This window comes from Brevibacterium sp. MGP-B1, assembly GCF_057766545.1.
Genome location: NZ_CM173407.1, coordinates 1,488,934 through 1,511,629, shown reverse-complemented (window position 1 = coordinate 1,511,629; position 22,696 = coordinate 1,488,934). Strand labels below are relative to the sequence as shown.

18 protein-coding genes are annotated in these 22,696 nt (G+C 64.4%); 10 read left to right on the top strand and 8 right to left on the bottom strand.

Features of this window, described 5'->3' with window-relative positions; all coding sequences use genetic code 11:
* The first annotated feature begins 35 nt into the window (after nt 1-35).
* Entirely contained in the window at nt 36-554 is a 519-nt protein-coding gene (locus AC3CD9_RS06990; RefSeq protein WP_488366953.1) for a MarR family winged helix-turn-helix transcriptional regulator, read from the top strand.
* A gap of 4 nt (nt 555-558) precedes the next feature.
* Here the strand turns inward: AC3CD9_RS06990 and AC3CD9_RS06985 are convergent, their stop codons facing one another.
* Both AC3CD9_RS06985 and msrB read right to left on the bottom strand, forming a co-directional pair.
* On the bottom strand, nt 559-1,092 hold the full coding sequence (locus AC3CD9_RS06985; RefSeq protein ID WP_434589816.1) for a GNAT family N-acetyltransferase: 534 nt from the start codon (nt 1,090-1,092) through the stop codon (nt 559-561).
* A 1-nt stretch (nt 1,093) separates the two neighbouring features.
* On the bottom strand, nt 1,094-1,543 hold the full coding sequence (gene msrB, locus AC3CD9_RS06980; RefSeq protein WP_488366952.1) for a peptide-methionine (R)-S-oxide reductase MsrB: 450 nt from the start codon (nt 1,541-1,543) through the stop codon (nt 1,094-1,096).
* Nucleotides 1,544-1,699: 156 nt separating this feature from the next.
* Here msrB and AC3CD9_RS06975 point away from each other — a divergent pair, with 156 nt between their 5' ends.
* Nucleotides 1,700-2,899, top strand: a complete 1,200-nt coding sequence (locus AC3CD9_RS06975) for an alpha/beta hydrolase family protein (protein WP_488366951.1) — start codon at nt 1,700-1,702, stop codon at nt 2,897-2,899.
* Nucleotides 2,900-2,909: 10 nt separating this feature from the next.
* On the opposite strand, the gene AC3CD9_RS06970 is transcribed toward AC3CD9_RS06975, so the two are convergent.
* Nucleotides 2,910-5,615 (bottom strand): penicillin acylase family protein, encoded by a 2,706-nt coding sequence (locus tag AC3CD9_RS06970; RefSeq protein ID WP_488366950.1) that lies wholly within the window; start codon nt 5,613-5,615, stop codon nt 2,910-2,912.
* A gap of 34 nt (nt 5,616-5,649) precedes the next feature.
* Nucleotides 5,650-6,528: a DUF817 domain-containing protein gene (locus AC3CD9_RS06965; protein ID WP_488366949.1), complete on the bottom strand. Its 879-nt coding sequence runs from the start codon at nt 6,526-6,528 to the stop codon at nt 5,650-5,652.
* Between the two features lie 288 nt (nt 6,529-6,816).
* Between AC3CD9_RS06965 and AC3CD9_RS06960 the strand changes: the two genes are divergently transcribed.
* A complete protein-coding gene (locus AC3CD9_RS06960; protein WP_488366948.1) occupies nt 6,817-8,589 on the top strand; it encodes an N-acetylmuramoyl-L-alanine amidase in 1,773 nt (590 codons plus the stop codon).
* A 28-nt stretch (nt 8,590-8,617) separates the two neighbouring features.
* Nucleotides 8,618-9,292: an NAD(P)-dependent oxidoreductase gene (locus AC3CD9_RS06955; RefSeq protein ID WP_488366947.1), complete on the top strand. Its 675-nt coding sequence runs from the start codon at nt 8,618-8,620 to the stop codon at nt 9,290-9,292.
* Nucleotides 9,293-9,302: 10 nt separating this feature from the next.
* On the opposite strand, the gene AC3CD9_RS06950 is transcribed toward AC3CD9_RS06955, so the two are convergent.
* Nucleotides 9,303-9,878: a hypothetical protein gene (locus AC3CD9_RS06950; RefSeq protein WP_488366946.1), complete on the bottom strand. Its 576-nt coding sequence runs from the start codon at nt 9,876-9,878 to the stop codon at nt 9,303-9,305.
* Nucleotides 9,879-9,909: 31 nt separating this feature from the next.
* Entirely contained in the window at nt 9,910-10,752 is an 843-nt protein-coding gene (locus tag AC3CD9_RS06945; protein WP_488366945.1) for a L,D-transpeptidase family protein, read from the bottom strand.
* A gap of 60 nt (nt 10,753-10,812) precedes the next feature.
* On the opposite strand from AC3CD9_RS06945, the gene AC3CD9_RS06940 reads away from it, so the two are divergent.
* The 4 genes from AC3CD9_RS06940 (at nt 10,813) to AC3CD9_RS06925 (ending at nt 15,635) form a co-directional block, all read left to right on the top strand.
* The gene (locus AC3CD9_RS06940; protein WP_488366943.1) at nt 10,813-12,099 is read left to right on the top strand and encodes a DUF6636 domain-containing protein; all 1,287 of its coding nucleotides are present in this window, start codon (nt 10,813-10,815) and stop codon (nt 12,097-12,099) included.
* 192 nt (nt 12,100-12,291) lie between these two features.
* Nucleotides 12,292-14,055 (top strand): 2-isopropylmalate synthase, encoded by a 1,764-nt coding sequence (gene leuA, locus AC3CD9_RS06935; protein ID WP_488366941.1) that lies wholly within the window; start codon nt 12,292-12,294, stop codon nt 14,053-14,055.
* A gap of 78 nt (nt 14,056-14,133) precedes the next feature.
* On the top strand, nt 14,134-14,862 hold the full coding sequence (gene recO / locus AC3CD9_RS06930; RefSeq protein ID WP_262774816.1) for a DNA repair protein RecO: 729 nt from the start codon (nt 14,134-14,136) through the stop codon (nt 14,860-14,862).
* Nucleotides 14,859-15,635, top strand: coding sequence for an isoprenyl transferase (locus AC3CD9_RS06925; protein WP_488366940.1), 777 nt, complete (start codon nt 14,859-14,861; stop codon nt 15,633-15,635). The genes recO and AC3CD9_RS06925 overlap by 4 nt, the downstream gene beginning before the upstream one ends.
* Before the next feature lie 277 nt (nt 15,636-15,912).
* On the opposite strand, the gene AC3CD9_RS06920 is transcribed toward AC3CD9_RS06925, so the two are convergent.
* Nucleotides 15,913-17,718 carry a DEAD/DEAH box helicase gene (locus AC3CD9_RS06920; RefSeq protein ID WP_488366939.1) on the bottom strand — a complete coding sequence of 602 codons (1,806 nt, stop codon included), beginning with the start codon at nt 17,716-17,718 and terminating at the stop codon, nt 15,913-15,915.
* A gap of 383 nt (nt 17,719-18,101) precedes the next feature.
* On the opposite strand from AC3CD9_RS06920, the gene AC3CD9_RS06915 reads away from it, so the two are divergent.
* Together AC3CD9_RS06915 and AC3CD9_RS06910 are read left to right on the top strand one after the other, a co-directional pair.
* Complete coding sequence (locus tag AC3CD9_RS06915) at nt 18,102-19,484, top strand: glycine--tRNA ligase (RefSeq protein WP_139469819.1); 1,383 nt, start codon at nt 18,102-18,104, stop codon at nt 19,482-19,484.
* Nucleotides 19,485-19,653: 169 nt separating this feature from the next.
* Nucleotides 19,654-20,991 (top strand): YibE/F family protein, encoded by a 1,338-nt coding sequence (locus AC3CD9_RS06910; protein WP_488366938.1) that lies wholly within the window; start codon nt 19,654-19,656, stop codon nt 20,989-20,991.
* A 177-nt stretch (nt 20,992-21,168) separates the two neighbouring features.
* Here the strand turns inward: AC3CD9_RS06910 and AC3CD9_RS06905 are convergent, their stop codons facing one another.
* Nucleotides 21,169-22,566, bottom strand: a complete 1,398-nt coding sequence (locus tag AC3CD9_RS06905; RefSeq protein WP_488365421.1) for an integrase core domain-containing protein — start codon at nt 22,564-22,566, stop codon at nt 21,169-21,171.
* Nucleotides 22,567-22,696 lie beyond the last annotated feature (130 nt).

The window sequence follows — 22,696 nt, the reverse complement described above, 5'->3', positions numbered from 1 at the left end:
CTAACCATTAGCGCACTAAGTAATCTTCGAAGAGTATGCACGCCCTGATTGCCGACACGGAGGATCGACGACACACGATGCTGGAATCCGAAGCTTCGACGGAGCCGCTGGACAACCCGCTGGCGCTGGAAAGCCAGATATGCTTCGCCTTGGCGGTGGCGTCCCGCGGGGTGATCGGCGCATATCGCTCCGTGCTCGAACCCATCAGTCTGACGCATCCGCAGTATCTGGTCATGCTTGCGCTGTGGCAGCACGAGAAGCTGCCGATGCGCGAGATCGCTCGACTGCTGCGACTCGAACCCGCGACTGTGTCCCCGTTGGTCAAACGCCTCGAAGCGCTGGACTATGTGACGAAGACGCGCAGCGACAGCGATGAGCGGATCGTCGAGGTCACCCTCACCGACACCGGCCGTGAACTGCGCAAGACCGCCGAGGCGATTCCCGGAACGATGATGGCCAAGCTCGGCATGGACGTCGACGGAGTGCGCCAACTGCACGCTGTGATGCAGAAGATCATCGCCTCCGTCGACGCCGCTGCCGAGGCCGAGGGCTGATCGGTCAGCCGGCCGGGCGCTCCATCGGGGTGTGCTCGATCCCGTCCTCGTCGAAGCGCGGACCGTTCGGGGCGAAGCCGAGGGACGAGTACAGCCCCTCGAGGTGCGACTGCGCATTGAGCGTCAGCGGGGCAGTCGACCAGGCGTGGACGATGTCGCTGAGCAGTCGGCGGCCCCAACCCTGCCCGCGGGCGTCGGGGTGGGTGGCGACACGACTGATGCTGCGTGCTCCCGGCCTGGCCGCCGGTCCGTCGGGCAACTCCGCCGGCAGCAGACGGGCATAGGCCCATGGCGAGAGGTCGCGTCCATGCTCGGCGCCGTGAGTGTCCGACATCGCCGTGGCCGGTCGAGGGTAGAAGAAATGCAGAGTCTCCGGCAGTGAGTCCACCCCATCGGGGTCGAGGAACACGCACTCCTGTTCGACGACGAAGACCCGTGAGCGCAGCTGCAGAATTCCGTAGAGCTCCGTGGGCCGGAGCTCGTCGAAGTTCTTCACGACGAGCTCGGTCGCCTCGGTGCGCTGAGTGTCCGTCGCCACCTCAGCTGTCCGCAGCGTCGGTGTTGAGCTTCAACGAGATCGAGTTGATGCAGTAGCGCTGATCGGTGGGAGTGCCGTAGCCCTCGCCCGAGAAGACATGGCCCATATGCGAGTCGCAGTTCGCGCAGCGGACCTCGACGCGTTCCATGCCCATCGAGGTGTCGCGGATGTAACAAACCCGGTCCTCGGCCAGAGGCGCGTAGAACGACGGCCATCCGCAGTGCGAGGCGAACTTCGTATCGGAGGGGAACAGGTCGGCTCCGCAGGCCCGACACTGGTACATCCCGGCTGCCGTCTCATCGTTGTACTCGCCGGTGAAGGGGCGTTCGGTCGCGCCCTGGCGGAGCACCGCGAACTCCTCGGGAGTGAGCACGTCCTGCCAACGGATCTCCTCAGCCGCGGCCCCCTCGTTCGTCGAAGTTCCAGCGTTGATATCTGATGACTGAGTCATCGTGACCTCCGGTCTCTGTCAGTGACGGTGATTGCGGCGAGGAGGAGAAGATCTCCGCCCCTGGTGAGCGCAACAGCGAGTGACACTCGCTCATTCCGCACAACAGCGTTTGGTGCCTGATCATTCCGTAGGCAACAATGAACACAGGAGGTTTTCATGGTCCGCGACACGAAGTTCCCCGCCCGCCTGCTCGCCGCCGGTATCGGCGTCGGCGCCGGACTCGGTGCCCTGATCTCTGTGGCGTCGTCGGGTCTGGCCGCCTACTTCGCCCGCAAGATCATCGTTCCGGAGAACGCCCCGGAAGAACTCGACATCCTGCACATCGACGGTTTTCCGCCGAATATGCGCATTCAGCTGCCCGCCGATGAGGAGACCACGGTGCCCGGCACCTATGGTCTCTACTTCAACCAGGGTGCGGGACATGCCGTCGTCGGCGATATCGTCGAGTACGATCCCCGCTCGCGCACCGTCTCCCGAGAGATCCTGTCCGTCACCCGCGGCGATATCCGACGGGCCTGGCGGGGACGGTGGACCGGAGTCGTCTATCCTGATCCGATCGCTGCCGGAGTGAATTTCGAAGACATCGAGATTCGCTCCGACGCCGGTGACCTGCCCGCGTGGCTGCTGCCGACCGACCATCCGGAACCCCACGACACCTGGGCGATCCTCATCCACGGCCGAGCCAGCACCCGCGCCGAGGGACTGCGCGCCGCTCCCGTGCTCAACACCCTCGGGGTGCCCTCGATCGCGATGTCTTACCGCAACGACGCCGAGGTGCGGGTGGAGACCACATCTCGCTACGGGCTCGGCGACACCGAATGGATCGACGTCGACGCCGCCATCGACTTCGCGGTCGAACACGGAGCGAAGAACGTCGTGCTCTTCGGCTGGTCGATGGGCGGAGCCATCGCCCTGCAGGCGGCCTCCCGCGGACGCAACCGCAGGTTCGTCACCTCACTGGTCCTCGACGGACCCGTCGTCGACTGGGTGAACGTGCTCGACGGGCAGGCGAAGAAGAACCTGCTGCCGACACCGATCGCCAAACTCACGCTCGAGATGATCACGCAGCCATGGGCGCGGCCGATCACCGGACTGGAGACCCCGCTCGATCTCGATCGCATGGATTGGGTGACCCGTGCAGCCGAACTCGATGTGCCGGTCCTGCTCATCCACTCCGATGACGACGAATTCGTTCCCTCCGGCCCCTCCCACGCGCTGGCAGGTGTCAGACGGGATCTGGTCACGATGCCGTCATACGGCAAGGCCCATCACACGAAGGAATGGAACATCGATCCGGTGCGCTGGGAAGACGATGTCGCGAACTTCCTCGAAGCGAAGATCCTGCCCAAGGACTGAAACCCCGTCGTCACGGCTCGAGAGTGAGTGTGTCCTCCGCCGCCGCAGCCACGGCCTGCTGCGAGTACGGCCACGGACGATTGACATTGGCGGCCCAATCATTCGTCTGATCGTCGTAATGCGGGTGGAAGGCATGCCCCGACGCGCCCGTGAGGTTGATCCAGTTCGAGGCGTCGAAGTTCGCCAGATCGACCGTCTGGCGCATCGACGGCACCCAGTTCGTCTCATAGCCGACCGAGGCATCCCACCCGGTGGCATGGACGACGCCCGAACCGCCGGAGACCTCATAGGGGCCGCGGTTGAACAGCTTCTCCACCGGTGTGATCCCGGATTCGCCGAGGCTGGCGTTGCGGATCGTCAGGCGGTGCAGGATTCCCCACCGCCACGTCACGGGCTCCGGTCCCAGCAGGTCCTCCGTCTCCGCCCACGCCGTCTTCATGGCCTTGCGCAGAGCCTCGTCCCGACCTTCGACGCCCTTGCTCGACCACCACTGGGAATCCGGGTCTTCGAGCAGTTCCGAGAGCACGAGGTACCACCGTGAACCGCCGGCGGGGGACACCCCGTCGGGAAGCTTCGAGCTGATCGTCTGCTCGAGCAGCGTCTTCGTGAGCACATTGAAGTAGGCGGCGCCCGCGCTGTTCGCGGAGTCGAAGCCGTTCCAGCTCTTCAGCAGCTTCTTCGCCTCGAGGATGTCCTCGTCACCATGGGAGTGGATCTTCACCGCTTCGGGTACGAGCTTCGCGGCGAACGGATTCTGGTCGTCGTTCTGGATCTCCGCCATGTCCATCGGCCGCAGCTTCCGGCCCTCGTCGACCGCGTCCTTGATGCGTTTCGTGATGCGGCGGGCACGATCCCCGTAGTCGAAGTCCTCAGCCAGCTGCACTGTCTCACCGGGGGCGGCGACCGGGTTGTTCGCGGTGACGATCCATCCGCGTTCGGGGTTGTACAGGTGTGGAAGATCCTCGAAATCGACCCAGCCCTGCCAATCCTCGTCGGATTTCCACCCGCGGCGGGGCACGGTGCCGTCGGCCTTGCCTCGGCGTGGGATCATTCCGGGGGCCTGATAGCCGATGTTCCCGGCGACATCGGCGTAGACGAGGTTCTGGGAGGGCACGTCGAACAGGGACGCCGCGTGCCGGAACTCCTGCCAATTCGTGGCCTTGTTGATGGCGAACACCGCCGAGGCGGTCGTACCCGGACGCAGAGCCGTCCAATCGAGGGCGAGACCGTAGTGCTCCTCGGCCGGTCCCGACTTCGGGTCCTGCGAATCCGCCCCGGTCGTCGCATCGAGTGCTTTGCGATACGTGCCGTCGAGCTTCGACACGAGTGGGCCGTTGCGGGTGGAGCGGATGGTGATCTCGCGTGGGTCCTCGCCCGCGACCTCGATCGTCTCCTTGCGCACCTGCAGCGGTTCGTCTCCGTCGTCGTGGATGACCTTCCCGTCGCGGATCTTCTCCACGACGAGGTCGGTGACATCTGCGCCGAGGTTCGTCAGTCCCCAGGCGATCGACTGGTTGTGGCCGATGACGACTCCCGGCAGTCCGGAGAAGGAGAAACCGGTGACGTCGAAGGGGCAGGCATCGGTGACCTTCTTGCATCGCAGTCCCACCTGGTACCAGACCGAGGGCATCGCCGGGGCGAGGTGCGGGTCATTGGACAGCAGCGGTCGACCGGTGTTCGTGTGGTCCCCGGAGATCACCCACGAGTTCGACCCGATATCGTCGCTGTTCTGTCCCAGCATCGGCGGCAGCGATGTGAGCGTATTCCGTAGTTCGAGGAGATCATCGGTGGGGACGGCCGCCTCGGTGTCGGTGTTCCCTGTTCGGGGTGCCTCGGTGACGGTGCCTCCGGCATGTGCCTCATCGTCCTCCCGTGCACGGTCGTCGACTCGCGGCTTCTGCTCGACGTCGTCGCCGCTGCGGTCCTTCGGTGCCTTGTCGCCGGCTCTGCCGCCGAGGATCGTCGGACGCGTGGCATATGGGTAATCCGGATAGAGGTCGCTCATCTGCTCGTCGGTGAGCTCCGAGCCGAGGATCGACCGGTCGATCTCGTCTTCGAGGTTCGATCGCAGATCCCACGCCATGGCCTTGAGCCAGGCGACGCTGTCGACCGGGGTCCATTTCTCGACCTCGGTGCTGCCGGTCTCGAGGCCGAGCACGGCGTATTCGAGGGACAGCTCGGTGGGGGATTTGTCCTTGAGATAGGCGTTGACGCCGTCCGCGTAGGCCTCGTAGTAGCCCAGACTCGTCTTGTCGAGCTTCTTCACCTCCTGCTCGGCGACCTTCCGCCAGCCGAGTGTGCGGATGAAGGTGTCGGTGCCCAGCTGGGATTTGCCGAAGAGTTCGGAGAGTCGTCCCGAGGTGACGTGTCGGCGGAAGTCCATCTCCCAGAACCGATCCTGAGCGTGGACGAACCCCTGAGCGAGGAACAGGTCGTGGGCGGTTTCGGCCTCGATGGTGGGAACACCTGATTCGTCACGGTGGACGGTGACCGGCGCGTCGAGACCCGGCAGCGAGATCTCGCCGTCGGTGGTCGGGAAGGACCGGCGGACGAGGAACAGTCCGACGAGGGCGAGGATGAGAGCGAGGACGAGGACTCCGGCGATGACGCGCAGCAGCACACGAGCGCTGACCGACAGGTTGGATCCGCTGGATGGGCGGAGCACCTTGAGCAATGCGCTCGATTCCTTCTCATTCTGCGCATCGGGTGCCGCCATGAGTCTCCTTCGGCTGTCCTGGAAGTTTCGGTTCTCAGCAAGTATAGGTGTCAGGAGGCTCGGGACTGCGGACCTCAGGCGGCCTGGGTCTGTGGACGAAGGTCACGAGGACGACGGAGATCATCATGAGCAGGAACCAGGCCACCAGTTTCGTCAGCGGCACCAGGTGCCAGCCGTCGTCCTGACTCGGATACAGCCAGGCATCGGCCGCGGTCCCGATGTTCTCCGCCACCCAGATGAAGAAGGCGACGAGGACGAAAGCGAGCAGCACGGGCATCGTCAGCGTCCTGCGATGGATATGGAAGTACATGCGGCAGCGGAAGAAGACGATGACGGTGGCCAAGACGAGGAGCAGTCGGAGGTCGACGATGAAGTGGTGGGTGAAGAAGTTGACATAGATGGCGGCGGCGATGATCACGGTCAGCCACCTCGGCGGGTAATGGCTGAAACGCAAGTCGAAGAGACGGTACACGCGGACGATATAGGAGCCGACGGCGGCGTACATGAACCCGGTGAACAGCGGCACGGCGCCGATGTGGAGGACTCCGCCGGGGGCGTAGTTCCATGACCCCACGGCGGTCTTGAAGATCTCCATGCCGGTGCCGACGATGTGGAAGACGATGATGACGATGAGCTCGCGGCCGGTCTCGAGCCGAGAGACGAGCATGCCGATCTGGATGAGCACGGCGAGGATGACGAGGAAGTCGTTGCGGGCGATGGCCGCGTCATCGGGGTAGAGCCAAGCGGTGAGGATGATCGCGGCGAGCATGAGAGCACCGAAGAGACACGCCCACGCCTGTTTGATTCCGAAGGCGAGGAACTCCCGCATCCCGGCGGGGACGCGGGGGAGAATGCGGTCGGCGAAGGCGTCGAGGACTGCCTCGAGCCGAGTGAGTTCGCGGCGATCGGCCATCTGGGTCCTTCGGCGGGGACGCGGGGAATGTGGAGTGCCAGCGTATCGCGCGAGTGGGCCGGGCTGTCGGAGCGGGCAGTGTGACATCGCCGTGTCCGAAGGAGGTGAAATTCTGAATAGAACTTGCGAGTCACCTTCACAGAAACTGGCAATGCCGTTAATCTGTGCATCAGTGTCGCAGGAGTGCTGCGACGCTGCGGCGCCGACAAGGCAGTGTCGACGGCGACGCGAACCCATTGGCGTCCGTGATAACCAGAAGGCGGACAGACTGCAGAGGAAGCAGCCCCGATGAAACCGATCCGACTTGTCACCCCCGCACTGGCTGCGGTGCTCACCGTGTCGATGATGACCGGTGGTCCCGCGCTCGCCGCCGAAGCGCCATCGCTCGGCGACAGCGGCTCACCGTCACTCGACGGCGGGGGCCAGCCGCAGCCCGCACCGACGAAGGAATCATCCGATTCGGATACACCGACGGAGCCTGCAGCGACCAAGACAGCGGAATCCGCGGACGCTCCCCAGGTGAGCCGGAACGCAGGATTGACGACGAAGACGTATTCGGCCACTCCGGCAAAAGTCACAGCACTCAAACTCAAAGACTCCGAAGTCAATGTCATCGGAGCCAAGTGGACGGGAGACGACCCACGTCTCGAACTTCGCTACCGCGACTCCGGCGGCTGGTCCTCGTGGGAGACCCTGCCGGCCGATGACGGTGCCGGCCCTGACCGTTCCTCGGCCGAGGCCGAGCAGGTCCCCGCAGCGGCTCAGGAAGGACGGACAGAGGCCGTGCCGGTGGTCGACTCCACCTCGGTGGAGATCCGTGCGACAGCGAAGAACGCCGACACGAACGACCTCGCAGTGACCAACGTCGCAAGCCCCGTCACCGGTGCCGATGCGGCCGTGGTGAAGAAGCCCGCCTCGGTCACCGCACAGAAGGCGACAGCGCAGGTGTCCCACCACGAACTGAGGGCGAACATCGTCACCCGCCGCGAATGGGGCGCCGACGAGAAGCTCGTCCGCTGCACCACCGACAAGACGTCGACTTCGAAGGGCGTCTTCATCCACCACACCGCCGGATCGAACTCCTATACGAAGGCACAGGCCCCGGGCATCATCCGCGGCTACCTCGCGTACCACACGAAAGAACGAGGATGGTGCGACCTCGGGTACAACTTCCTCGTCGACAAATACGGAACTATCTACGAGGGCCGTGCCGGCAGCATCGATCTGTCTGTGACCGGAGCCCACGCCTCCGGATTCAACTCGTACACGATCGGCATCAGCGTACTGGGCACCTACACAGGGTCCGCGCCGAGCACGGCGGCCCAGAATTCGGTCAAGCGGCTCATCGCGTGGAAGGCCAACCAGTACGCCTTCAACCCGACGGGAAAGATGACGCTGACCTCCGGCGGAGGAAGCACGAGCCGGTATCCCGAAGGCAGGAAGGTCAGCCTCAATGTGGTCTCCGGCCACCGGGACACGAGCTACACCGCCTGCCCGGGAAATGCCTTCTACTCGCGACTCGGATCGATCCGGTCCGGTGCGAAGTCGATGCAATCCGATGTCGGTGGTTATCCGGTGAAGGGAGCCATCGGCACGTACTACCGGTCGCACTCCGCGCAGACGGGCGAGGCCCGCAGCCTCGAAGGGAAGCTGTCGAAACCGAACGGCGCCTATCAGCGCTTCGCCAAGGGCACCGTGTACTGGTCGTCGAAGACAGGGGCGCACCTGAACAAGGGCGGAATCCGCAACGGGTACAAGCGCGCCGGATACACCAAGGGCTTCCTCGGCTACCCCAGCAGCGATGAGAAGACCTTCAAATACCGCAAGAGCGCCTACTACCAGAACTACGAGAACGGGATGATCACGTGGTCGTCGGCGACGAAGGGACAGCCGATGCGCGGCGAGATGCTCAAGAAGTGGAAGTCCCTCGGCTGGGAACGCAGCAAGCTCGGACTGCCGAAGACGGACCAGTTCTCCTCGGCGGGCAAGATCCGTCAGAACTTCGAGCACGGGTACATGACCTACACGAAGAGTCAGGGCGTCAAGGTCTATCTCACCTGACCGAACACAGGGGACATAGACTCGCCTCATGCACATCCTCCTCTTCGGCGCCTCCGGCCACGTCGGCACCGGGCTCGCCCAGAAGCTCAGTCCGCAGCACACAGTCACCGGCATCGTCCGCCGCACTCCGGACACGGAGACGGCATACGAACCGGTGACCGTGCCGGACTGGGTGGACGAGCCGGAGGCGGTCACCTCGGCGCTCGCCTCCAGTGGCTTGCCGCCGGTCGATGCCGTCATCGCCGCCATCGGCGGGTGGTACATCGACGAACCGGTGCTCGACCGAGGCCTGGAGAAGTTCGATGCGGACTATGACTCCTACCTGCGCGGGCACTTCACGGCCTGTGCGATCTCGCAGTCCCTGGCCACCGGCCGGACGAGCGGGGGCCAGGGATTCGTCCACCTGGCACTCAACGGTGTCGCCAGCGTCGAAGCGCTGGCCGGGTCAGGGGCGATCAGCGTCTTCGGCGCCGCGCAGAAGATGCTCATCGAGGTCGCCGCAGCGGAATCGACGAGTGTGGCCTTCCGCGAGCTGCGGATCATGGCTCCCATCGGCGGCGATGATCGCAATGATCTGTCCGGGGGAGTCGAAACCGTCCATCTCACCGAGGTGGCCGACGGGATCACTGAGATCCTTGACTCACCCGATCGCTTCGAGGTGAGCACCGAGATCCACGCGAACGCTGGGACCTCTGCCGGCTGACTGCTTCGACTCAGGCGCGGGTGTAGCGGAGGAAGACCTGGTCGTCCTCGGCGCGCACATCGATGAGGCGCAGTGCGATCTCGGCCTCGAGTCCGGAGAAGTGGCTGCCGGGAGTGCGGATATAGCAAGGACTCACGCTCAGATGCAGTTCCGCACCCGGATAATGCTCGAGCAGCCGGAAAGCGAGATTCGGACCCGACTCGCACAGCAGCACCGTCTCATCGGTCGGTGCCGATTCGGGGGACGGTGCCGTCTGCAGCGAGGCAGCCACCTCGGTGATGGTGTCTGCTGTGAAGTGCTGGGCACGATAGTCGAGACCGCGGGCGTCGAGCTTGCTCTGCAGGGCCGTCGGATCGGACTCGGTGAGCACATGCACGGGGGTGTGCTCCAACGCTTTGCCTGCGGCGTTGATGACGGGCAGCTGCGGATTCAGCGCGGTGCGGCGGTCGACGATGATCGCATTCGCGCTGCGACGCAGGGCGAGGAAGCGCCGGAAGTCAGCGTCCGTGGACACACCGGTCGACCAGCCGTTCTCGGCGAAGGATCCGTTGATCGACTGGACGAGGGAGATGATGAGACGGCGCACGGACTCCTGCTCTTCTGCTTCTTCGGCTCTGCTATTTCTTGACTTCGGGTGCCGGACCCATGGCGATGCGCGGGTGAGCGTCGGGATCGATCGTGCGCATGATCCACTTGAGGTCCGCCTCATCGAGGGTGACGCAGCCGTTCGTGCCCGAATCGTGGTCGAGGTGCAGCCAGATTCCGCCGCCCTTGTCCCAGCCCATCGGTCGGGTCTTGTCCGTCGGGGGAGTGCCGGGTCTGCGGTTGTAGTCGATGGCGATGATGTAGTCGAAGACCGATTCGTAGTCCGCCCCATAGGCCACCGTCGCCGAGGAGGGCAGACGATCGTCCTGGGTGTACGGCAGGTCGGTGCCCGGGTTCGCCTTGAAACCGCCCGCGTCGCTGAGCGTGAACACACCGATCGGGGTGGTCTTATCGCCCTCGCGGCGATCCTTCAGCCATCCTTTGGAGCCATTGTGGGAGTCGAAGGTCTTGAGCTTCTTCCACTTCTTGTCCGTGAACTCATAGAAGCTCAGGCTCGACTTCTCCGAAGCGGCTGTCGGCGAGGTCGCGACGAGGACCTGCGAGGTCTCTGCCGGGATCTGGTCGGTGAACTCCTTCGCCAGACCGGGGACAGGGACGGGGTGGACCGGTCCGGTCGCCTCGGTGCCGGACTGATCGGATGCAGTCGAATCGGAGTCGGCGCCGGTGGGAGAGTCCTGTGCCGGGGCTGCGAAATCACCGAAGCTCGTCTGCTGTGCCGGAGCGGCGAATCCGGCGGACTCGGCCGCCGAGGAATCGTCCGTGCCGTCGTCGGCATCGGCCCCACAGGCGGTCACCAGCAGAGCGCAGGCGAGAAGCGCGGGCACTCCCGCGCGCCGGAGGACTTCATCGGACATGAGGTCATCATCTCACGAAGCATGAGAACTCGCCGGTAGCGACTATGCGAAAATGACACCATGAGCATTCCACCTGTGCCGAACCATCCTCCGCGCCCCGGGCGTCGGAAGCCGGCCGAGGAGTCTCCGGAGTCGATCACAACCCAGTTGTTCATCGGCGAGGATGAGTCCGCGGCCGCTGATGGCTCCACCCAAGCACTCACTCCCGCAGAACTGCAGAGGCTGCGGTCGATGGTCGAATCCGACGGCACCGATGCCACCGAGGTGCTCAGCCTCGAAGAGCTGCGCGGACTCGCCGCCGCCGATGGATATCAGACCGGAGGTCTGCCGGCCGCGCCGCGCAAGGTGAACTCCGACGATATCGCCGGTGCCGAGGCGCCCTCGGCTCCGAAGCAGTGGAACCCGCTGCCCGGCACGCAGTCGACGCCTGCGGACGCGCACCGGGCCGCGCCGCATTCGCAGCAGCCCGAATCACACCCGCATCTAGGAGATTCTCACCCGCACCAGGGGCAGTGGGGCGGAGAGTTCGGTGCCGCAGGTCAGGCCGCAGCCTCTCAGCCGCAGTCCGCCGGGCCGGTGCAGTCGCCGGCGGGACCCGATCGCGCTCAGCCCGGCACCGGTCGCCCTGCGGGGCCCGGATACGGGCAGGCGGGGCCCGCCCCCGCCTACAGCGGTGCCTATGCCGCCGGATATGAGCCGGGCGGACCTGCCGGTCCCGGTGGACCAGGCGGACCAGGAGGGCCGGGAGGCCCTGGCGGACCGGGGAATCCCGGCGGACCGCACGACCCCTATGGTCGGCGAAATGAGACGAAGAAGGTCCCCGCGTGGCTGTGGGTGCTCGCTGCCATCGCGCTCATCCTCGCCCTCGGCATCGTCGGCTACATCGCTTGGGACTCCACCCAGGGTGACGACACCACCACCGTCGGACCCACGGACGAACCGTCGATCGGTCAGACCGATGATCCCGAGCCGTCCGATTCGGGCAGCTCGGAGGCTCCCGTCGCCGAAGAGACCTTCACCTCCCCGTCGGGAAATATCGCCTGCACCATCGACTCCGAACGAGCGCGCTGCGTGATCAAGGACTACGAGTACTCGCCGCCGGAGAAGCCCGACGACTGCAAGCTCGACGACTGGGGCTCCATCGTCGTGGCGAACAAGGAAGGCTCAGGCTTCTCCTGCGTCGAGGCTCCCGAGAGCAACGGCCCGGCACGCGTCCTCGGCTACGGGGATTCGATCTCCGCGGCGGGGATGACCTGCACCTCCAGCGAAGAGGGCATGACCTGCAAATCCGACGACACCGGAGTCGGATTCAACGTCCGCCGCGCCTCGGTCGACTTCCTCAAGTAGGAGCCCGGAGCCGCCTCGGCGATCTTAGGATGTGGACGGGATTCGGACGGACCGCGGAAGGGGGACTACGGTGACCGTGTGGCTCATAGGTTCCTCCTCCTTCCTTGCCGCGACGAGTCCTGAACGGACAGCACGCTCGTCGCGGAGTCCTCGTATGCTGGTCAAGCGCTGAGAAACCGAGATAGAGGAACAATGAAACTGCAGAAGCCTTCTCCCATGCCGTTCGGCAAGTACAAGTCGTTCCAGGACCGCATCGCGTTGGATATGCGCGATCGCACCTGGCCCGACCAGATCATCAGCAAGGCACCTCGTTGGCTGAGCACCGACCTGCGCGACGGCAACCAGGCGCTCATCGATCCGATGACCCCGGACCGCAAACGCAAGATGTTCGATCTGCTCGTGAAGCTCGGCTTCAAGGAGATCGAGGTCGGATTCCCGGCCGCCAGCCAGGTCGACTTCGACTTCGTCCGCGAGATCATCGAACAGGACGCGATTCCCGACGACGTCCGCATCTCCGTGCTCACACAGGCTCGTGAGGATCTCATCGAACGCACCGTCGAATCCCTCGTCGGCGCGAAGATGCCCACCGTGCACCTCTACAACGCAACCGCGCCGGTCTTCCGCAAGGTCGTCTTCGGCTTCGACGGAGACGGCTTCGACCAGACTCGCGATATCGCGCTGCAGGGCACTCAGGCCGTGATGAAGCACGCCGAGACGCTGCTGTCCGATGCGGACTTCGGCTACCAGTATTCGCCGGAGATCTTCGTCGACACCGAACCCGAGTTCGCCCTCGACATCGTCGGCAGCGTCCTCGACATGTGGCAGCCGGCAGCCGGCCGCGAGACCGTCGTCAACCTGCCTGCCACGGTCGAACGCGGCACACCGAACACCTACGCGGACCAGATCGAATGGTTCTGCCGCAATATGCCCTACCGCGACGAAGTGGCCGTGTCCCTGCACCCGCACAACGACCGGGGCACCGGCGTGGCCGCGGCGGAGATGGGAATGATGGCCGGTGCCGACCGCATCGAAGGCTGCCTGTTCGGCAATGGTGAGCGCACCGGCAACCTCGATCTCGTCACCGTCGCCCTCAACCTGTACACGCAGGGCATCGACCCGGAGCTCGACTTCTCCGATATCGACGAGGTCATCCACACCGTCACCGAGTGCAACCAGATCGGTGTCCACGAACGTCACCCCTATGGAGGCGACCTCGTCTTCACCTCGTTCTCGGGCTCGCACCAGGACGCGATCAACAAGGCCTTCGCCGATCGTGAGAAGAAGGCGCACGCCCAGGGCACCCCTGTCGACCTCATGGAATGGGACATGCCCTACCTGCCGGTCGACCCGAAGGACCTGGGCCGCAGCTACGAGGCGATCATCCGTGTGAACTCGCAGTCCGGCAAGGGCGGAGTGACCTACCTGCTCAAGAGCGAGTACGGACTCGACCTGCCGCGTCGCATGCAGGTCGAATTCTCCCGCGCCGTGCAGCAGCACACCGAAGCCGGCGGCGAGGTCACCGCCGAGGAGATCCGCCGCATCTTCAACTACGAATACCTGCCCGTCGACGACCCAGAGAAGGCATGGGGCCGCTTCCAGATCGTCGGTCTGCGCACCGAATCGGGCAATGTCGACGGTGGCGGCTCATCGGCAGAGCGCATCGAGGTCGACCTCATCGTCGACGGTCAGGAACGCACCTACGAAGGACGCGGCAACGGACCGATCGACGCGCTGGTGAAGATCCTCATCGACCAGTTCGACGTCGACGTGCGACTCCAGGACTACTCCGAGCACGCCATCGGCTCCGGCGCTGACACCAACGCCGCAGCCTATGTCGAACTCGCCGTCGAAGACCGCGTCGTCTGGGGCGCCGGTCTGCACCCGAACATCACGAAGGCCTCGCTCAAGGCCGTCGTCTCGGCCGTCAACCGAGCCGCCCGCGACCGCCAGAGCTGAGGCTGCGCGGTCGATCTCACAGCAGTCGCTTAAGCGCGGCGGGGTGATTCCCCGCCGCGCTTCAGCGATAATGGGCGAGTGCACAACTATCGTGATGAAGGCATCGTGCTCCAGGGGCACAAGCTCGGCGAAGCCGACCGCATCGTCACCGTGCTCACTCGCAGCCACGGCCTCGTCCGCGCCGTCGCGAAGGGGGTGCGCCGAACGAAATCGCGGTTCGGCTCCCGCCTCGAACCCTTTATGCTCGTCGACCTGCAATGCCACGTCGGGCGCAGCCTCGACATCGTCACTCAGGTCGAACTCGTCGAACCCTTCGCCCGCGGAATCGCCACGGACTTCGATGTCTATTCGGCCGCCTCGGTGATGGCCGAAACGGCACGCAGCATCACCGAAGCCGAGCCCCAGTCCCGCACGCATTTCCTCCTCCTCGTCTCTGCCATCCGTTCGCTGTGCAACCGCGAACACCCGCCGAGGCTGTCCCTCGATGCGTACCTGCTGCGCGCGATGTCCGTGGCCGGGTGGGCACCGAGCCTGCTCGACTGCGCCCAGTGCGGGAATCCCGGACCCCACCGCGCGTTCTCCGCGGCATTGGGCGGGGCCGTGTGCACGAACTGTCGCCCCTCCGGTGCCGCGCTGCCCGACACCGATGCGCTCGAGCATATGGCCGCGCTCCTGTCCGGCGACTGGGAGCGTGCCGAGGCCTCCGACCTGCACGATCAGATCGACGGGTCGAAGCTGGTCTCGGACTGGGTGTCCTGGCACCTCGAGCGCAATATCCGATCACTGAGAGTTCTGGAGAGCACATGAGCTACCCCGCACCACCGGCCCATCCCAGCGGAACGAGACCTCCGCGCATCGACGCGAAGTTCGTGCCCAGGCACGTCGCGATCGTCATGGACGGCAACGGTCGGTGGGCGAATCAGCGGGGGCTGCCGCGCACGGAAGGGCACAGAGCCGGGGAAGCTTCGCTGCTCGACGTCATCCACGGCGCGATCGAGATCGGCGTGGACTATCTGTCGGCGTATGCGTTCTCGACGGAGAACTGGAAGCGCTCACCCGAAGAGGTGCGCTTCCTCATGGGGTTCAACCGTGATGTCATCCGCCGCCGCCGCGATGAGCTCAACGCCCTGGGCGTGCGGATCGTGTGGTCCGGCCGGCGCGGTCGGCTGTGGCGTTCGGTCATCGACGAACTCGAGACCGCCGCGGAGATGACGAAGAACAACACAGGTCTCGTGCTCCAGTTCTGCGTGAACTACGGTGGACGCTCCGAGATCGTCGACGCGATCAATGAGATCACCGCCGAGGTGGCCGCCGGGAAGCTCAAACCCGGCAAGGTCTCGGAGAAGACCGTCCGCTCCCGCCTCTACGCACCCATCGTGCCCGACGTCGACCTGTTCATGCGGTCGTCGGGGGAGCAGCGGACCTCGAACTTCCTGCTCTGGCAGTCTGCCTATGCCGAGATGGTCTTCCAGGATGTGCTGTGGCCCGATGTCGACAGGCGCACCCTGTGGGCGGCGATCGAAGAGTACGCCCGCCGCGACCGTCGCTTCGGCGGCGCCGTCGACACGCCTACGGCCTGACGCGAAGGCTGAGGACTGCGCCACAGCGGCCACGGGCTTCTGAGGTGCCCCGCGCAATTTCCGTAGCAGCTTGGTGAAACTGCAGCAGCTTGGTGCAGGGACCAAGCTGCTGCAGTTTCACCAAGCTATGGAGCCGCGAGGGTAGTCAAGAACTGGTCTGGGTACGAAGATCGGCCCCGCAGCGCAATGCTGCGGGGCCGAACTGTCACTTCAGAGCGAACCGAGGTCAGGGAGCATGTCCGTGGAGCTGGAGCCCCGGTCGTGTCCCGGAGGCGGATCAGTAGTGGTCGCGGGAGCGGTCGCCTCGTCCGCCGAACTTCTTGCCGCCGCCTCGGCGATCACCGCGGAAGTTGCGGCCGTCACCGGGCTGCTTGTCGAAGTTGCGCTTCTTGAACGGGCGTCCCGGACGACCGGAATCCGGACGGATGTCGATGGGCCGGCCCTGGATCTCGGTGTGGGAGAGCTTGCGCAGCACCGACGGATCGAGGTCCTTGGGCAGGTCGACGAGCGTGTGGTTCGAACGGATGTCGATATGGCCGATCTGCTTCGAGGTGATTCCACCTTCGTTCGCGATCGCACCGACGACGGCGCCCGGCTGCAGGCGCTCATTGCGTCCCAGGGCCAGACGGTAGGTCGTCATGTTCTCGTCACGGGCACGTCCGCCACGGCCCGGACGGCCGCCGTCACGACCGCCGTCGCGGTCCCGGTCACGTCCCTGACGACGTGCCGGTTCGGGCATCGGCTCGGCCTTGAGCGTGTTCGACTCGAGGACGAGGGACGCCAGCGCGGCGGCGATGTTCGAGGCCGGCACATCACGGGAGAGCGAGTACTGCTCGATGACGTCGGTGAGTTCGGATAGTTCGGTCTGCGCGAGCACATCGTCGATGCGCTTCGTGAACTTGTCGACGCGAGTGTTCGTCAGCTCTTCGACGCTGGGCAGGGTCAGCGGTTCGACCTTCTGCTTCGTGGCGCGCTCGATGGAGCCGAGCATGCGCTGCTCGCGCGGAGTGACGAAGAGGATCGCCTCACCGGAGCGTCCGGCACGACCGGTGCGGCCGATGCGGTGGACGTAGGACTCGGTGTCGTGCGGGATGTCGTAGTTGACGACGAGCGTGATGCGCTCGACGTCGAGACCGCGGGCGGCCACATCGGTGGCGACGAGGATGTCGATCTTCGCCTCACGCAGCATGTCGATCGTGCGCTCACGTGCCTGCTGCGGGATGTCGCCGTTGATCGCGGCGGTCTTGAACCCGCGGGCACGCAGCTTCTCGGCCAGCTCCTCGGTGGCCTGCTTGGTGCGCACGAACATGATGATGCCCTCGTACTCCTCGACCTCGAGGATCCGGGTCAGCGCATCGAGCTTGTGCGAGTGCTGAACCATGAAGTAGCGCTGGCGGATGTTCGCGCCGGTCTGCGACTTCGCAGCGATCCGGACTTCCTTCGGGTCGTCCAGGTACTTGCCGGTGATCCGGTGGATCGACGTCGGCATGGTCGCAGAGAACAACGCAACCTGACGGTCGGGACCGACCTGGCTGAAGATCTCTTCGATGTCTTCGGCGAAGCCCATCTTGAGCATCTCGTCGGCCTCATCGAGGATCAGGTGCTTGAGGCTGCCGAGCTTGAGCGATCCCTTCTTGAGGTGGTCGATGACACGACCGGGGGTGCCGACGACGACCTGCGCACCACGGCGCAGACCGGCCAGCTGCGGGCCATAGGCCTGACCGCCGTAGATCGGGAGCACGGAGAAGTCGGACAGTTCCGTGGCGTAGGAGGTGAACGCCTCGGCGACCTGGATCGCGAGTTCGCGAGTGGGGGTGAGTACGAGAGCGAACGGGCCGTCGTCGGCGCGCCCCGCCTCGGCGAGGTCGGACAGGGCCGGCAGGGCGAAAGCCGCGGTCTTGCCGGTTCCGGTCTGGGCGAGACCGATGACGTCACGGCCCGACAGGAGGGTCGGGATCGTCTCGGCCTGGATGGGGGTGGGGATCTCGTAGCCCTGCGCCTCTACGGCCTTGAGCACGAGCGGGTGGAGTCCCAGTTCGGAGAATCTCGGAGTGGTTTCGTCGTTTGCGGACACATCGGTCATGAGTGATCTCTCTCACGTCGGCACACACTTGATCGCAGATGACTGTAGTGGCGATCTACCCTGCGGCCGCTTGTGCAATCATCGTGAGCAATCCGGGCCGAAACCGTAGAGATCCAAGAACTCGCTTGGACAGACGTGAAGACGTCGGTACGGAGAAAGGTTTGGGTGTACCCCAAGTCTACATGCCACACGCTCGCCGAGGCGGTCCCGGAGTGGGAATCCGAGTGTGAGATCAGTCGCCTCCGGTGGTCTCCTGCCGTTGCCGAGGTCGGGCGTCAGGGTGGCTCGGGTCGGTGTTGAGGAAGCGACGGCGTGACCAGTTAGGCTGGTACCTGCGAGCCACGGCAGCCGGCCGTCGGCGAACTGAAACAAGGAGAGAACTAGTGGCACAGTCCAAGTTGGATGCCGTCATCGCCCTGGCCAAGCGCAGAGGATTCGTCTTCCAAGCAGGAGAGATCTACGGCGGTTCCCGCTCGGCATGGGACTACGGGCCCCTGGGCGTGGAGCTCAAGGACAATATCAAGGCCCAGTGGTGGCAGCAGTTCGTGCGCGGTCGCGAAGACGTCGTCGGCCTCGACTCCTCGATCATCCTGCCCAAGCGCGTCTGGGAAGCCTCCGGCCACGTCGCCACCTTCGTCGATCCTCTCGTCGAGTGCCTCAACTGCCACAAGCGCCACCGCGAGGACCACCTCGTCGAGGCGTATGAGGCGAAGAACAAGAAGGCTCCGGAGAACGGCATGGCCGATATCGTTTGCCCCGACTGCGGAACCCGCGGTCAGTGGACCGAGCCGCAGGAGTTCTCCGGTCTGGTCAAGACCTTCCTCGGACCCGTCGACTCCGAAGCCGGACTCCACTACCTGCGTCCGGAGACCGCGCAGGGCATCTTCGTCAACTTCAACAATGTGCTCACCGCTGCCCGGAAGAAACCGCCGTTCGGCATCGGCCAGATCGGCAAGGCCTTCCGCAACGAGATCACCCCCGGCAACTTCATCTTCCGCACCCGCGAGTTCGAGCAGATGGAGATCGAATACTTCGTCCACCCGGACGAGGCCGACGACTACTACAAGCAGTGGGTCGAAGACTGCTGGTCCTGGTTCCTCGATCTCGGCATCTCCGAGGACAACGTCCGCCGCCTCGACGTTCCCGCCGAGGACCGTGCGCACTATTCGGCGGGCACCATCGACATCGAATACCGCTTCGGCTTCCAGGGATCCGAGTGGGGCGAGCTGATGGGTGTGGCCAACCGCACCGACTACGACCTCGGCACTCACACGGAGGTCTCGGGGGCGAAGCTGCAGTACTTCGACCAGGCCAGCGGAGACCGCTACACCCCATATGTCATCGAACCCTCCTTCGGCCTGACCCGGTCGATGATGGCCTTCCTCGTCGAGGCCTACAGCGAGGACGAGGCGCCGAACACGAAGGGCGGCGTCGACAAGCGCGTCGTGCTCAAGCTTGATCCGCGTCTGGCCCCGGTCAAGGCTGCGGTGCTGCCGTTGAGCCGCAACGAGAAGCTGACACCGGCGGCGAAGGATCTCGCTGCGACGCTGCGTCGACGCTGGAACATCGACTTCGATGATGCCGGCGCCATCGGCCGTCGCTACCGTCGCCAGGACGAGATCGGAACGCCGCTGTGCATCACCGTCGACTTCGACACCCTCGATGATCAGGCAGTGACGATCCGCAAGCGTGATGACATGAGCCAGGAGCGCGTGAGCATCGATCAGGTGGAGAACTACCTGGCCGACCACCTCGCCGGAGCCTGACCCCAATTACTACCTGACGGCGGCCCAGCAACCTGGCGCCAGGTTGCTGGGCCCCCGTCAGGTAGTTCTGATAATGGCTGGCTGCCTCGGTGAGCACCAGCCGCCATTCCGCCCTGGTCGACCGCCCCGCATCTGTCCGGTCAGCCGTCCCTGAAGGATCGCCATGCATATGACGTCCACACACGAACCGAAGGCCTCGCCGAAGGTTCGTCTGATCATGCTCGCCTGCCTCATCCCGCTCATCGTCGTCACGATCGCCGGACTCTTCGTACTGTGGCCGTCGGGACCCGACAAGGATCTGCCAGGTGGCGGACCGACGACGAACACGGCCGAGGGGACCACCGATACGAAGGTCACCGTCACCGCCGTCGACGCTTCGGACTGCGACCCGGGGGAGACGGACCCGATGGTCCGCGCCGACTGCACGACGTACACCGTGGAGGCGAACGGGCAGGAAGGCAGCCTCTACGTCACCCCCGACGCGGTCAAGGCCGGCGTCGATGTCGGAGACACGATCAAGGCCCTCGACTTCACGAAGTCACCGGACCGGGCGGAGATGGGCACCGACTACGTGTTCATCGATTTCGACCGCAACGTGCCGATGCTCGCCCTGGCGATCATCTACGGGATCGTCGTCCTCCTCGTCGCCGGTCTGCGGGGACTGCGCGCACTCATCGGACTCGGATTCGCCGGTGCCGTGCTGTTCGTCTTCATGCTCCCGGCGATGCTCGACGGCAAACCGCCGGTGCTCGTGGCGATGGTCTCGGCGAGCCTGATCATGGTCATCGCGCTCTACCTGGCACACGGAATCTCGACGCGGACGTCGACGGCGCTGTTCGGAACGGTGCTCGGCATCGTCATCACAGGCATCCTCGGTGCGTGGATGACGTCCTGGGCGAATCTGGGCATCGCCTATTCGGAGGACGGTTATCTGCTGGTCGATACGACCGATCTAGGGATGACCGACATCATCGTGTGCGCGATCCTCATCACCGGACTCGGAGTGCTCAACGACGTCACGATCACACAGGCTTCGGCGGTGTGGGAGCTGGCAGCCGCTGCCCCGGAGATGAAGCCCGGTCAGCTGTTCTCTCGGGCGATGCGCATCGGGCGTGACCATATCGCCTCGACCGTCTACACGATCACGTTCGCGTATGTGGGCTCGGCGCTGATGACGCTCATCATCGTCTCCGCGCACGATCAGCCGCTGTTCGACACGTTCACACTCGGGGACATGTCAGTGGAGGTGGTGAGCATCCTCGTGTGCTCGATCGGTCTGGTCATTGCGATTCCGCTGACGACCGGACTCGGTGTCCTCGTAGTGAAATCGGGAGTGCGCCCGCCGAGGCGGCCCACCGGATCCGCTGCTGCGCCCGGCACGATCACGGCTCCGAACCCAGGCACGATCACGGCTGCGGACTCGGGCATGATCACGGCTGCCGACCTCACCGAGGAGCGGCCGCCGATGACCCGTCGCGAGGCCCGTGAACGCGACCAGAACCGCTGAACTTCGCCCCGGAACTACCTGACGGCGGCCCAGCAACCTCGTGTGGAAACTCGCGACCTTGTTGACAACCTCACTCAATACGTTGCTGACAACCTCGCTCACTAGGTTGTGAACGACCTGACTCCATAGGTTGCTCACACCAAACGAACGAGGTTGTCAGCGGCATTTCGTGACAGTTCAATCAGGCGGGGCCTCGCCGGGGAAGTGCATGAGCATGTAGTCCCGTTGCTTCTTCAACCACACATCCGTGGCTCCACGGATCCTGGCGCCGACGACTCTCCACAGCGGATATCGTCTCTGTGTTTCCGCGGTGCGGATCGGAAGCGGGAAGTACACCACTTCCTCACCAGTGGTGGGATCGAAGAGTGCGTAGAAGTCGTCAGTGACGACTGATTGATAGGTGCCGGCCAATGATCTCGGTACTCCGAGTCCAACTGCTTGAAAATAGATCTGCGCATTGCCAGAAGCGATGACGACACGGTCTGGCACCGAGTCAGCCGCGGTCTGGAGAGGTTCACCGACTGACTTCTCGTCGACGCGTGGCTCGTTCATCGCGGCTTGGGCGCGTCGTCGTTGAGCGTATTCACGTGCGATCGCTTCGACTTCAGTATGCGGGATCGGCGTACCGTCCGAAGGGGTGTGGATTGCTGCCTGCCAGGCCTGATGAGGATTCATATCGCCTGGCAGTGACTGATGCCGGCGATGATAGTTGTAGCGGTCGCGGAACATCGCGACCACTTTCCGCGCTTCAGCGAGGCTGCGGGGTCTGTGGGCCCTGAGGACATTCAGCAGTGTTTGGTGGCCACGTTCGTTCTTCCCCTGGGTTTGTGGGTGTCCGGGCCTGCCAGAGATTCCTCGGCACCCATAGTCAGCGAGGAAGAGCTGAGTGGCCACGACCCAACCCTGACGGTTGCCATTGAAGGCGTTACCGTTATCGGTCAGCATCTCTTGAGGCACCCCATAGTTGGCGATGGCGTCAGAGATCGTCTTGATCGCATGATTGCCGTTTTCCACGCCGTGGAAGGCTTGTGTGCCGACGTCGAAGCGGGTGGAATCGTCGAGGAGCTGATACACCGTGATCTTGGTGTCACTGCCGGTGAGTGGGAATTCGAAAGCGTCGAGTTGCCACAGTTCCATGGCGTTGGCGCGGACGAATCGGATCAATGATGATCGGGGACGTTTCTTCGGGTTCGCCTTCACTCGCCCGGAGTTGGAAAGAATCCGTCCGATCGTGGCCACCGATGGGATGGGTTCGCTGAATTGTCCGGTATCGACGCCGTGATACCAGATCGATTTCGGTCCGGCATCCCACCCGGTGGACTCGAGTTCGGTGCGGATCTTCAACACGAGATCGGTGGTGGCCCGGTCGTAGATTCGCACGGTGTTCTTCGGTGCCGATGAACGAGCGTGGAGTGCCTGTAGTCCCTCGGTTTTGTAGCGTTTGCGGATTGCGTAGAACGACGCTCGAGTAATGCCGTGTTGGCGACAGAACTCGGTGATCGATGGTGAGTCTGGTGCGTTGGGGTCGAAGTCGATGATCGCGCGGCGTTTGGCTAGTGAAAGGGCTTCAGGCATGGCCCGAAGTGTGTCAACAACGTATTGAGACATACTGTCAGCAACGTCATGAGTCAGGTTGTCAGCAACGTCATGAGACAACACAGCTCAGCAACCTCGCGCCAGGTTGCTGGGCCGCCGTCGGGTAGCA